Below are 13280 nucleotides of genomic sequence, written 5' to 3'. Positions count from 1 at the left end.
AGACATGACATATCATGTGAATGACTACAATACTTTATTATCATATCAGCTACTCAACCAGAATGAAATAGCCCTGGATCATCTGTCTTGAATAAGTTAATGGCAGATCAGGTAAATCTCCACGCAGAATAGCCTTTAGAAGCAAAAATATAAGATTCTCAATTAATGTTTTTTTTGCACGATCAAGATATCTAGAATTCAGAAAGACACAGGCTGTATCTAATGTGGGTGGGAATGAGGTGGTTTTGATGTCCCTTACGATTCTTTCAATTGCGCTTTTTCCCTGTATGGGTTGATGCTGTAAAAGATGTTTAACAACATGAACTATGTGCATCCGAACCCTTTCTGGCTCAGGCTCAAATAGCATTTCTTCAGCTACAAATGCGGGATGAGCGCAAAGATTTCGATCCTTCTTCAGGAGAGTAAGATCAGTCTGTTCTTGGTTTGACAAAAATTCAAAATCAGCCGTTGCTGTTTTCAATAAATCTTCTTCTGTTTTCTGAAGCAGTGGAAGGTGTTCATTTGCAATAGCCTTATCTAATTTGCTTATAAAATCTTGTGCCATCGGATCGCCTTGGCTTGCCAACTCTCTTATTTTTGAAATAATGTCAAAAGTGACTGCAATCCACGTTGATACGATCGATGAACGGTATGCGCCTCCCCGATATGCATCTATTGCTTCCAAAATATAAGAACGTGCTGTTCTATCTCTTACTTTAAGAGCTAATTCATCAAGGTCTGTGAGGCGAACTTCTTTCATAATATAGTGATTTCAGGGCTACATAACTCTAGGCAATTACTTGTCACATATATGATACAGACTATACTTCACTATATCTCAAAGATTTACAGTAGTATATCGTAAAATTAATATTTTGCAACGGCTATAACTTTTTGTATCGTATTTCCAGACCCCGCTGATGGAGACTGCGCTGGAAAGTTGATGTTGGCGGGCTGTCCGAGTTAACCCGCTAGCGTTAACGCTTTTTTTGTCCTAAGAGAGGAACGAAGCAATCGCAGTATCTGTTTTTCACTCTCGTTTTGCCTTCGGGACTGTCTGAATCCCAAGCGTATTGGCATCAGCGTTAGCATCGCGGCCCAGCAGCAGTTGCATTTGAGTGGGAAACTGGTGGCAGCGATGCTGAAATTAGGCAGAAACCGGGTTTTTTGCGAAAATACTGCATCAAAACCTTTAATCTCTGTAAAAACCCGGTTTCTTTGCTGTCGATCGATATTCCCCGACTCCCGGCGATATAGAAGATTTCAGAAATTGCTCAATCTGAACTGCGATCGCCCACAATTGAGATGATAATAGTTAGTTCAGAAGCATACAAGCTTCACCTTTGAAAAACTACCAGAATAGTAAATTCTAACCAAAACAGCACTATGGGAAAACCAACAGGCTTTATCGAATTCCTCCGCGAATTGCCCTCCGAACTCTCACCAGTCGAAAGAGTCCACAACTGGGACGAATTTCACCTACCGATGGAGGAAGACAAACTCCGCAGCCAAGGCGCGCGCTGCATGGACTGCGGCATTCCATTTTGCCACACCGGCAGCATCATCAGCGGCATGGCAAGCGGCTGCCCGATCAACAACCTTATCCCCGAATGGAACGACCTAGTATATCGGGGATTGTGGAAAGAAGCCCTAGACAGACTCCACAAAACCAACAACTTCCCGGAATTCACCGGCAGAGTCTGTCCCGCCCCCTGCGAAGGCGCTTGCGTGCTCGGCATCAACAACCCGCCAGTCACGATTAAAAACATCGAAGCCTCGATTATCGACAAAGGCTGGGATGAAGGCTGGATTACCGCCGAACCCCCCGCCAAACGTACTGGTAAAAAAATCGCCGTCATCGGTTCCGGGCCCGCCGGTTTGTCGGCTGCGGCGCAACTGAACAAAGCAGGTCATTTGGTAACTGTATACGAAAGAGCCGATCGCCCCGGCGGCCTGCTAATGTACGGCATCCCCAACATGAAGCTAGACAAAGAACAAGTCGTGATGCGCCGCCTGAAAGTCCTCGAAGCCGAAGGCGTAACCTTTGTCTGCAACACCGAAGTCGGGAAAGACTTACCAGCCGAACAACTGCTAAAAGAATACGACTCCGTTGTACTGTGTACTGGCGCGACAAAACCCCGCGACTTAGGAATCGAAGGGCGGGAATTAAAAGGCATCCATTTCGCGATGGACTTTTTGACAGCCAACACCAAAGCAGTTTTAGACAAGAGCACCAACGATAACTTCATCTCCGCCGAAGGCAAAGATATCGTGATTATCGGCGGTGGCGACACCGGGACAGACTGCGTGGGCACCTCCATCCGCCACGGCTGCAAAAGCCTGGTACAGCTTGAAATTTTGCCCAAACCGCCCTCGGAACGGGCCGCCAACAATCCCTGGCCGGAATGGCCGAAAGTCTACCGCTTGGATTACGGCCAAGAAGAAGCGGCCGCCAAATTCGGCGATGATCCGCGCGGCTATCTCACCACCTCTACCAAGTTTGAGGGCGACGAAAACGGCAACGTCAAAGCGGTACACACTGTTGAGGTGGAGTGGGCGAAAAACGAGAACGGGCAGTTCATTCCTAAGCAAATCGCGGGCACCGAGAAAGTGTTGCCGGCGCAGCTTGTGTTGCTGGCGATGGGCTTTTTGGGCCCGGAACAGCCGCTGCTGGATGCGCTGGGATTGGAACGCGACGCGCGCAGCAATGTGAAGGCGGAGCACGAAAAGTATACAACCAGTATTCCGGGAGTTTTTGCGGCGGGAGACTGTCGCCGGGGTCAGAGTTTGGTGGTTTGGGCGATTAATGAAGGGCGCGGTGTGGCGCGGGAGTGCGATCTTTATTTGATGGGTGAGACTGATTTGCCTTAATACTTGACCTGTGAAATGCCGTAGGGACACGGCACTGCCGTGTCCTTGGCCTGTGAAATGATGTGTCCTTGGCCTGTGAAATGATGTGTCCTTGACTTGTGAAATGATGTGTCCTTGGCCTGTCTTAACGCGATTGTTGACAAGATAAAGGACACGGCAGTGCCGTTTCCCTACCTTGAATTGACGGATAGAGGATACGGCAGTGCCGTTTCCCTACCTTGACTCCATTGGTTTGTAGTAAAGACTAAAATCTTTTCTTTTCTCAGGACTCTAATCCTCACTACGAATCTATTGTGATAAAATAGAAACAAATAAACAACATAATTTTGATAAATTGTTCGGGTTTCCTGCAATACATCTACTAAATTAAAAATATATGACTACTCATCCTATCAACCGCGCCACTACCCTCAAAACTGCTTATCAACTTTGTAATGTCGAACCCTTAGAAGGCGATGACCTCGATCGCTATTATGTTAACTTATCAGGCGTTCGCAAAACAACAGCGATCGCAAGTGTGAATACCCGTTTAGATTTTCAAGAAGCCGAAAAATATACCACAATCCTGTTTACAGGACATCGTGGCTGCGGCAAAAGTACCGAATTGAAGCGAATTCAAAAGGAGTGGGAAAAAGATTATCGCGTCATTTATCTGGAGGTCAACGAAGAGACAGATATTAATGATGTCGGTTATACAGATTTTTATTTGATCACCATTAAGCAAGTTGAGTTTGAAATGCGTCGGCTGGGTCTGAAATTAGATCCTCGGCTGATGGAGAATTTTGAGGCTTGGTTTAAGGATGTCACCCAAGAAACAGAACGAAGTGTTGAAAGTTCCGTAAGTGTCGAAGGAGAAGCAACTTTGGGGCCGGAAGCTCCATTTTTAGCAAAGTTGTTGGTAAAGTTACTGGCACAAATTAAAGGTTCTGATAAGCAGAAAAAAACAATTCGTCAAATTTTAGAAAAAGATATTTCTAGATTAAAAGCCGATATCAACTTACTGTTAAATGATGCTGTCAAAAAACTGCGAAAAAAAAATTCCAAATATAAGGGTTTTTTGATTATATTTGACAATTTAGACCGCGTTCCTCCAGAGGTGGCGAATCATTTATTCTTTGATTATGGGGCTCAACTTCAACAATTAGATTGTACTATCGTTTATACAGTACCCCTTTCAGTTCTTTATTCTACTAAAAATCTCAATAATAATTTTGGCAATCCTCACATTGTCCCGATGGTCAATATCTATGAGTTGAATCGAGATGATTGTGACTTAAATTACAACCAAGCAGGCTTAGATACTATGGCTAGTTTAATCGAGCGCCGGGTTGAAGTTGACAAAATTTTTGAGTCTCGCGAACAATTGCTGGAATTGGCAAAAGCCAGCGGGGGTCACGTTCGCCAACTCATGCAGATGATGCAGACGGCTTGTTTAACTGCCAGCACTAACGAGCATGATAAAATAAATGCTGAAGATGTTATTTATGCAATTAAACAAGAGCAATTTAATTTTGAGCGGTTTATTCCGCAAAGTCACTACCCAGTTTTAGCTGAAGTTTGTTTGACGAAAAATATTACTAAAGATGATGTCGGTCAATTAATGTTATTCAATACTTCGGTTTTGGAATACAACGGCCAAAATCGATGGAACTATCCGAATCCGGTAGTAAAGCAAAGTGAAGAATTCAAAAAAGCTCTTCGAGATGCGAGAGAATCTAATGTCAACCCAGAATAATAGAGATTTAGAAATTAGGCGATTTCTATCGCGAAATCCGCAGGTATTTCCTCAACTGTTGACGTTTGTTGATTTTTCAGAAAAGTTTACAATTGGGTTTGTCGAAGTTAATTTTAATACGGAAGCTGATTTGCTAATTGAGGGATTGAAAAATCATCCTATTTCTCAAGAAACTCAATTTGAAGTTTTGAGTTTTGATGAAAATGTGCGCTTTCTTCGAGACGAAATTATCAAAATTTTACCTACTATTCAGCGAGAACCAAATAAAAAATTAGTTTTAATTGTGCGGGGATTGGAAAAGTCGATCGGCAAATTTGACGAATATCCTCCGGTATTACAAGACCTTAATTGGGTACGAGATGCTTATAAAACCAGCGTTCCCCATCCGATGCTGTTTGTTTTGCCGGACTATGCAATTACTCGTTTGGCGAAGTTTGCACCGGATTTTTGGGCGTGGCGATCGGGTGTATTTCTGTTTAAAACTACTCAAGCTACTAGAGATGAAGCCGTTGCTCGAACTCTCGATCTGGAAAAAATTTTTAGGACATTAAACCCACCGGAGAAGAAAGAAAGAATAGAACTTTTAGAGTCTTTGTTGATGGAATACAGTCCGAGCCATTCTGGTTCTGAAAAAAATCCTAGTGCTTGCAGCAACATTTTACATCAATTAGGAGTTGCTTATCTCAGTCAAGAAAAGCCAGCTAAAGCGAGAGAATATTTAGAAAAAGCATTGGAGTTGACTGTTGAAACAAAAAATTTAGCGCTGCAAGCTCAAGTATACCAGGGATTGGGAGAATCTTATCAGCAAGAGCAACAATTTTTGGCGGCAGTGAATGCCTATCAAAAATCGCTGGAAATTGCCCGCAAACAGGAAAACCGCCACGGGGAAGCTAATGCTTTATATGGTTTGGGTAATGTCTTTCAGAAGTTGCGGGATTGGTCACAAGCAAAGGTTTTTTATCAGGAATATTTAGAGATTGCACAAGCAGTAGGGAATATTTACTTGCAAGCTATTGCCTATTTACTGTTAGGATGGGTAGCAAAAGAAATGTGGAATCTGAATGAGGCTGAGTGGTATTATCAACAAATTTTAGAAAAATTCAGTGAATTGCCAGATGTTCCCTTTGTTATGATAATTAGTTTATTATTGGGAGAAATTGAGCTAAAGCGTGGCAATTGGGATGAAGCGGAGAGATTGTACCGGCAATCTTTGGAATTGATGACAAAATTGGGCGATCTCTCTGGTATGGCAACTTGTTTGGGACAATTGGGAGATATTGAGCGAAATCGCGGTAATTGGGATGAAGCTGAGAGATTGTACCGACAATGTTTGGAATTAAGGACAGAATTAGGAGATCGCTCTGGCATGGCAACTTGTTGGGGACAATTGGGAGATATTGAGCGATGGCGTGGCAATTGGGATGAAGCCGAGAGATTATACCGACAATGTTTGGAAATTATGACAGAATTAGGCGATCGCTCTGTTATGTCAAGTAGTTGGGGAGTATTGGGAGATATTGAGCTAAAGCGTGGTAATTGGGATGAAGCTGAAAGATTATACCGACAATGTTTAGAATTTAAGACAGAATTGGGAGATAGTTCTGGTATGGCCACTTGTTGGAGACAATTGGGAGATATCGAGCGAAATCGCGGCAATTGGGATGAAGCGGAGAGATTGTACCGGCAATCTTTGGAAGTTGAGAGAGGATTGGGAGATCGCTCTGGTATAGCAACTTGCTGGGAGCTATTGGGAGATATCGAGTTAAGACGTGGCAATTGGGATAAAGCGGAGATATTGTATCAGCAATCTTTGCAATTAAGGACAGAATTAGGAGATCGGTCTGGTATGGCAATTTGTTGGGGACTATTGGGAAATATAGAGAAAAATCTCGGCAATTGGGATGAAGCTGAGAAATTGTACCGACAATGTTTGGAATTTAAGACAAAATTGGGCGATCGCTCTGGTATGGCAAGTTTGATCGGTTGTTTGGGAGAAATTGAGATGCTTAGGGGTAACTTGAATGCAGCAGAACCCCTTTTAAAAGAGTCTTTAGCGAAGTTAGAAGAACTAGGAGAACCTAGCAAAATTGCCGATGCCAACTACGATTTAGCAAGACTTGAACGCAAACGTAACAACCCAGAACTTGCCCAACAACATTACAACACAGCCCATCAAATATTTCAACAATTGAGAGCCGCGAAGGATTTAGAAAAAATCGAGCGAGAGTGGCACAACCCGGATGTTTAAGTAATATCCAATCCGCCCTTGATCGGAATTATTCATCTCTCTCTTCTCTGACTCTGCGTTCTCTGCGTTCTCTGCGGTTAAATCATGCCAATGCAACCGGAATTGATATAACAGAGGACATGACAATGCCGTTTCCCTACCCCAAAATAATCCTAGGGGCGGTGCCCCGTGCCCGCCCTCTCCTGTGCCCGATCGCACTTATCCATCCCCAATCAACCAAAATTCAACGGATCGACATCAATAGTTAGACTAACAGAACGCGACGTGCGATCGCGCAACCCGATCAAATCCGACAAATCCACAGACTCATCCACAGGTAACTTCAGCAAAATCTGCCACCGATAGCGATTTGCAACCCGCATAATCGCCGCCGGTGCAGGCCCCAACATCTCGCAGCCAGTCACCGAAAGTCGATCGATATATTCGCGACAAACAGACGCCAATTGTACCGCAGTCACCGCAACTTCCGCCGCATCAACACTACTCAACCGCAACAAAATCAACCGCCCCGAAGGTGGATAATTTAGCGCCGCCCTTTCTGCTAATTCCGTCTCCACAAAACCCGCATATTCGTGTCGCCTCACCGCTTGAATTACCCGATGTTCGGGAGTATAAGTTTGGATAATTACCCGCCCCGGATCGTCACCTCTCCCCGCACGGCCCGCCACTTGAGTTAATGTTTGAAAAGCCCGTTCGCTAGCCCGATAATCCGATAAATTCAGCAACCCATCAGCCGACACAACTCCCACCAATGTGACTCCAGCTAAATCTAACCCCTTCGTCAGCATTTGCGTACCCAACAAAATATCAGCTTCCCCATTAGCAAATTGAGTTAACAATCGGCGGTGGTCGCCCTTATTTCTAGTAGTGTCGCTATCAAACCGAATCGCCCGCAATTCAGGAAACAATCTCGTTAATTCCTGTTCCACTCGTTGGGTGCCGCTACCGAAGTTTTTGAAGTAAGGAGAACTGCATTCAGGACAGTTTTGAGGGTGTCGTTCCGTGTGGTTGCAGTAGTGACAACGCAAAATTTCCGCGCTTCCTTCCCCGATGTGGTGATAAGAAAGAGAAACATCGCAATTCGGGCATTCCATCACGTAGCCGCAACTCCGACAAGAGACAAACGTGCTGTGTCCTCTTCTGTGAATAAATAGAATACCTTGCTGTTGTCTTGCTTGCAATTGTTCCAGGGCATTTTGCAGGGAATTGCTAAAAATTGAGCGGTTCCCTTGCCGCAATTCTTGGCGCATATCGACTATTTCCACAGGCGGCATCGGGCGGGAATAAATGCGAGTTGGTAATGATAAATAATGGATAGTTGGTAACGAGTTATAATCTCGGCGCGTCCCCACCAATGTCTCTAAAGCTGGCGTTGCGGAACCTAAAATTAACGGACAATTTTCTAATTCGGCGCGCCATTTTGCAACAGTACGGGCGTGGTAGCAGGGCGCTGGTTGGTCTTGTTTGAAGCTGCTGTCGTGTTCTTCATCGAGGATAATTAAGCCGAGGTGAGGTAATGGCGCGAAAATGGCCGATCGCGTGCCGATGACAATTTGCGGTGTTCCAGTCAGCATCTGACGCCATGTATCGTAACGTTCGCCGTCGGATAGCCCGCTGTGGTACACGCAAATTTGCTCGCCAAAACGGGCGCGGAATCTGTCTGTAAGTTGCGGTGTGAGCCCGATTTCGGGAACGAGTACGAGGGCGGATTTGCCGCTGGCGAGGATTGGGGCGATCGCCTGCAAATACACTTCAGTCTTACCAGAACCTGTAACGCCGTGCAATAGCACTTGACGGAATCCCGAAAAACTGTTAATAAACGCTAAAGCTTCAGCTTGAAAATGAGTTAATTTTTTTGGCGCATCGGGTAATTGAGCAATTCCGCGATCGGCCCTGAGCACTTCCCTTTGGTCAATTACAACACTACCTTTTTGCTCCAAATTTTTGACAACCGAAGAACTTGCGCTGCAAATTCTCAGCAAATCATTCATCCACATTTCACCGCCACCCCGCCGCAAAACTTCCAATACTTCTTGTTGCCGCTTGGTTAAATCCGTGACAAAGGCACTGGGAATTAATGTCACCGCCGGTTTGAGTTGTGGTTTGGGAGGATGGGGCGGTTCTAAATAACTTTCTACCCAACCGCGTTGCAATAAATCTTTCAATCCCCGATAACTTCCCTTGACTTGCCCCTGGAGATATTTCCAAGTGTAATCGCCGTTTTTTTGAGCTTGCAGCAATTGCAAGATTTGACTGGCGGCGGGATTCAAAAATGTTTCGGCATTTGGACAAATGGCGCTTTTAATTAACCTAATTCGGCGCACGGAACGGCTTAACAAACCGGGCGGCAGCGAGGCTCTAATTACTTGAATTAATGATGTGCAATAATAGGTGGATACACGTTCGATCAATTCCCAATAAGTAGGCGGGAAAAATCCAGTGCTGACAATATCTTCGACATCTTTCACCCGCGCCGGATCTAAGTCGGTTGGCAGTTGAGAAATGAACCGAATCGCGATCGCCCCTACCTGTTGACTGCCAAAGGGTACACTCAAAATATCCCCCGGCTGCACATTCAATTGGGCTGGTAAGCCATAGGTAAATAGTTTGTTTTCCTCCCCCGGCAAGTCCCCCGCGCCCCTAAAAGGAGAGTCCACTAAAACTTCGATCCACTGTGCCGGTGCGGTGGGGCGTTGCGGCGGTTGGCTGCTGCCGTATGATGCCCCGGCCTCTGCCGCTATAGGGGTTGACAAACCAAAAGTGACAGTAGACATAGGGTTGCACATCATACTAGGAGGAGCCGCGGTCAAAGGGAGTTTTCATTATCCCTCAGTTTAGCTCGATCGATCGATATCGCAGTTTTCGATCGCAGGAAATACAGAGTAAGACAGTGCAATGCCTTTCACCGTCTCAATAATCGGCTAAAACCCGCTAGGGGTTTTCATCTCAAATCCGGTAATTACCGAATTATACCAAGTGCGAGTGTTCAAGACGAGGGAGTGTTCAAGACGAAGGAGTCTTTAGCCGATATTTGTCCATCAGTCAACTAAAAACAGCTTATATTAACTTAACTGAGGGATTTCGCGATCGGAATCTCGATCGCAAATTCAGTCCCTTCTCCCACTTTGGATATGCACTCCAACCTCCCGCCGTGTTTATCCACAACAATTTGATAACTAATTGACAGTCCCAAACCTGTACCTCTACCTACTGGTTTCGTCGTAAAAAAAGGATCAAAAATTTTTGCCTTCACTGCGTCATCTATTCCCGGCCCATTATCCTTAATACTGATTTTTACCCAATCTGGTTCTTGAATAGATGTAGTAATTATAATCTGACTAGGAAAGTTAATTTTCTGTTTGTTTGAATCCTGGTCTTCAGAATTGTGCAAGGCATATATGGCATTACTCAAAATATTCATAAATACTTGATTTAGCTGTCCAGCATAACATTCAACGGGCGGCAAATCTCCATAATTTTTGACAATTTCAATTTCATCAAAATTGGCTTGAGCCTTGACAGCACTCTGTAAAATCAACAGGGTACTGTCAAGTCCTTCATGAATATTAACTTTTTTTACGTCAGATTCATCCAAGCGAGAGAAATTTCGCAAACTTAGTACAATTTCACGAATGCGGCCAGTACCGACTTTCATGGAATCCAAGATTTTCGGCAAATCCTTCTTGATAAAATCAAGGTCACTATCCTCGATAAACGCTGCAATTTTATGGCTGGGATTAGGATATTCCTGCTGGTACAAATCAAGAAAAATTAGTAACTCTTGAGTGTATTGAGTAACGTAGGCGATATTGCCGTGAATGAAATTGACTGGGTTATTAATCTCGTGAGCCACACCAGCAATCATTTGACCCAAGGAAGACATTTTCTCTGTTTGAATGAGTTGAGCCTGGGTTTGCTGTAAATTTTGTAGAGTTTGTTCTAGTTGTTGAGCTTGAGCAGTCGCAGTGGCCGCAAGTTCATCCTTAAGTTGCAAGGTTTGATGAAGTTCTGCTTCAGCGCCCTTGCGATTGGTGATGTCAAAAATTACTCCGTCAAGCCACATAACCTCGCCGTTTCCATTGAATATGCCTTGACCTTTTTCTGACACCCATCTCACACTTTCATCCTGTCTCATGATGCGGTACTCGATCATATACTCTGGTTGATCGAGAATTATTTGATCGAGAATTTCTTCTACCATTTCTGCATCTTCAGGATGGATGATGCTGTTAAAAACTACAACTCGATTGTTAATAAAATCCGTGGCGGGATAGCCAGAAATTTCTGCGATCGCATCACTGATAAACTCGATCGTCCAGTCGGAATCGAATACCGATCGATAAACGGCACCAGGGAGATTAGAAACCAAGGTTCTGAAACGTTTCTCGCTCTCCTGTAGCACCTCCGTATGGGACTGAATGCGTCCGGCCATTTGGTTAAAAGCGGCTGCAATCTGAGCAAGTTCGTCAGAACCTCCCAGTTGGGCGCGATCGCCCAATTTTCCTTTGCTGAAGCTGTTGCTCGCTGCTACCAACCTCGCAGCGCGCCCAGTCAAGGTTTTCTCAAAAAACAACCAGACAATCACGCAAAATAAAGCTAATCCAATACTCGTTTCAGTCGATCGCTGTAAAGCATCTGCATAAGCTTGCTGCTTCACCAACAAAAGATCATACTCTAGCAAAAGAATCCCGACTCTCGAAGGGCGAACTTCTCCCGGCTTAGCCCCCAACAAAACCGGATAAATTGCCCTGATACTCTCTCTATTTTGAGAAAGCTTGACTTCTCCTGACATGATTTCCCGAACTTTGGAAAATTCTGCTGGTAAATAGCTAGGTAATGAGATTTCGCTGACAGGGCGATTCCGCAATTCGTAACGAGTTGCCACAATTATTGTGTTATGTTCATCACAAAGTAAGGCTAAGCGGATATTGCGATCGCTCCCCAACTTGCTAATGGCGATTTCCACTTCCTCAACATCTCCTCTGCGGTACAAATATTCCAGCATTCCTGAGATTTGATTGGTGGAAAACTTCAAATTGCTCATTCCCTGTTCTTCTTGCCGGCGGTAGGACTGATCTACCTCCCGTTGAAAAGAAAATAAACCCAGCAAACTACCGCAAATCAGCAGAATGACCGGAATTGAGAAACGTAGAGGAAAAGGAAATCGTTTCATAGTTAGAAATTAGATAATAGTTGAGATTATAGATTATTCATGACTTACGCACCGCGTGCCAGAAACCCCGATTTGTCCCGGCTAGATTTGGTGGATAAACAGATAATTTTTCACATAAATTAGGTTAACAATTATCACTTTTAATTGTTTTTGCCACTAACCACAAATAAACTCCTAAAAATTCAAGTTAAACACAAATTTATTATCAAGAACCAAAATTTATTTCAGTTCACAACTTCACATTTTTGACCAGCCTATCGTCCAACAAAGGAGTGGGATCTAGCGCTTTAGGCAGTAATTTATTGTCTAACATAACTTGAGACAATCGCTTGACGCCCTTCAGCAATGAGGGGTCTGTTTTTCCTAGTAATTTTTGGTTTTCTTGCAGATCTTGACTGCTCAGCCCTTTTAAAGATTCTAAGAATTGCTCTGGAGTAACTCCTGTACGGGGAGCAATCCTACTAGCAGCATCCTGGGGGTTTTTTGTCAAGTAATCTAGGGCACGGAACCGACCGTCAACTAAAGCTTGTAAAGCCTTTGATTGGTTGTTAATTACATCCTCGCGCACTACAAGGACATCGATAACTTCACCCGGAATTTGCGAACTGTCAAACAGTAGTTTTGCACCGGATGCTAGCAGATTTGTCCGAGCCGAGCCAAAGGTAACAACTGCATCTATAGTTCCCTTTTTAAAGGCTCGCTCATGTTCTGATACTCCTAAAGAGACAATTTTTATATCTTTAGGTGACATACCTTTTTGTTCTAAAGCACGGGTAATCATGAAAGCTCCTAGTGCAGTAGATTCGAGGCCTACTGGTCGGTTTTTTAAGCCTTGCACATTTTGAATCTCTGGTTTTCCGAGAATCACATCCCCACCGTTAGAGAAATCCATCACAACTACAATTTTTACATCGGGATTAGTGGCTGCCAAGACCAAAGCTTCATCGATAGATAGCCCTGCTGCTTCAATTTCTCCATTTCGATAGGCTCGTACCTCTTCTGTAGCAGAAGGGTAATCTACTAATCGAATGGGGGTATGATCGTAGTAGCCTAAACTGCGAGCCAAGTACAGAGTTTCAAACCCTGGCCACACATTGGCACCGACTCGCAAAGGGGGTTCTGCTGTGGTGCAACTAGCTAATATGGCTGTACACAGTGTTACAGCAGCAATGCCAAGCAATACTTCTCGGTTAAGCCCTATCGTCAAGTAAACTGGTGTTGATTCGTGGATCAGCGAGGGTAAAATTGATGGC

7 protein-coding genes are annotated in these 13280 nt (G+C 44.3%); 3 read left to right on the top strand and 4 right to left on the bottom strand.

Features of this window, described 5'->3' with window-relative positions; all coding sequences use genetic code 11:
• Window positions 1-49: 49 nt before the first annotated feature.
• Window positions 50-760, bottom strand: a complete 711-nt coding sequence (locus tag QUB66_RS28695; RefSeq protein ID WP_332970643.1) for a hypothetical protein — start codon at window positions 758-760, stop codon at window positions 50-52.
• Between the two features lie 626 nt (window positions 761-1386).
• On the opposite strand from QUB66_RS28695, the gene gltD reads away from it, so the two are divergent.
• From gltD to QUB66_RS28680, 3 genes are all read left to right on the top strand, one after another.
• Complete coding sequence (gene gltD, locus QUB66_RS28690; RefSeq protein WP_332970644.1) at window positions 1387-2871, top strand: glutamate synthase small subunit; 1485 nt, start codon at window positions 1387-1389, stop codon at window positions 2869-2871.
• Between the two features lie 376 nt (window positions 2872-3247).
• Complete coding sequence (locus QUB66_RS28685) at window positions 3248-4606, top strand: P-loop NTPase fold protein (protein ID WP_332970645.1); 1359 nt, start codon at window positions 3248-3250, stop codon at window positions 4604-4606.
• On the top strand, window positions 4590-6854 hold the full coding sequence (locus tag QUB66_RS28680; RefSeq protein ID WP_332970646.1) for a tetratricopeptide repeat protein: 2265 nt from the start codon (window positions 4590-4592) through the stop codon (window positions 6852-6854). Before QUB66_RS28685 ends, QUB66_RS28680 begins: the two co-directional genes overlap by 17 nt.
• Before the next feature lie 212 nt (window positions 6855-7066).
• On the opposite strand, the gene priA is transcribed toward QUB66_RS28680, so the two are convergent.
• From priA to QUB66_RS28665, 3 genes are all read right to left on the bottom strand, one after another.
• Window positions 7067-9628, bottom strand: coding sequence for a primosomal protein N' (priA, locus tag QUB66_RS28675; RefSeq protein ID WP_332970647.1), 2562 nt, complete (start codon window positions 9626-9628; stop codon window positions 7067-7069).
• A gap of 293 nt (window positions 9629-9921) precedes the next feature.
• The gene (locus QUB66_RS28670) at window positions 9922-12027 is read right to left on the bottom strand and encodes an ATP-binding protein (protein ID WP_332970648.1); all 2106 of its coding nucleotides are present in this window, start codon (window positions 12025-12027) and stop codon (window positions 9922-9924) included.
• 229 nt (window positions 12028-12256) lie between these two features.
• On the bottom strand, window positions 12257-13280 hold a 1024-nt coding region (locus QUB66_RS28665; protein ID WP_332970649.1), incomplete at its 5' end, for an ABC transporter substrate-binding protein.

The sequence above is a fragment of the Microcoleus sp. A2-C3 genome, from assembly GCF_036706065.1.
In the GTDB taxonomy this organism is placed as follows: Bacteria; Cyanobacteriota; Cyanobacteriia; order Cyanobacteriales; family Microcoleaceae; genus Microcoleus.
Note: the sequence above shows the minus strand (reverse complement) of the source record. Positions and strands in the feature narration are given on the sequence as shown.

Bases quoted from the DNA above. Each gene is read 5' to 3' on its own strand.
- QUB66_RS28670 (WP_332970648.1), bottom strand. From the start codon at position 12,027: ATGAAACGATTTCCTTTTCCTCTACGTTTCTCAATTCCGGTCATTCTG.
- QUB66_RS28680 (WP_332970646.1), top strand. From the start codon at position 4,590: ATGTCAACCCAGAATAATAGAGATTTAGAAATTAGGCGATTTCTATCG.
- gltD (WP_332970644.1), top strand. From the start codon at position 1,387: ATGGGAAAACCAACAGGCTTTATCGAATTCCTCCGCGAATTGCCCTCC.
- QUB66_RS28695 (WP_332970643.1), bottom strand. From the start codon at position 760: ATGAAAGAAGTTCGCCTCACAGACCTTGATGAATTAGCTCTTAAAGTA.
- QUB66_RS28685 (WP_332970645.1), top strand. From the start codon at position 3,248: ATGACTACTCATCCTATCAACCGCGCCACTACCCTCAAAACTGCTTAT.
- priA (WP_332970647.1), bottom strand. From the start codon at position 9,628: ATGTCTACTGTCACTTTTGGTTTGTCAACCCCTATAGCGGCAGAGGCC.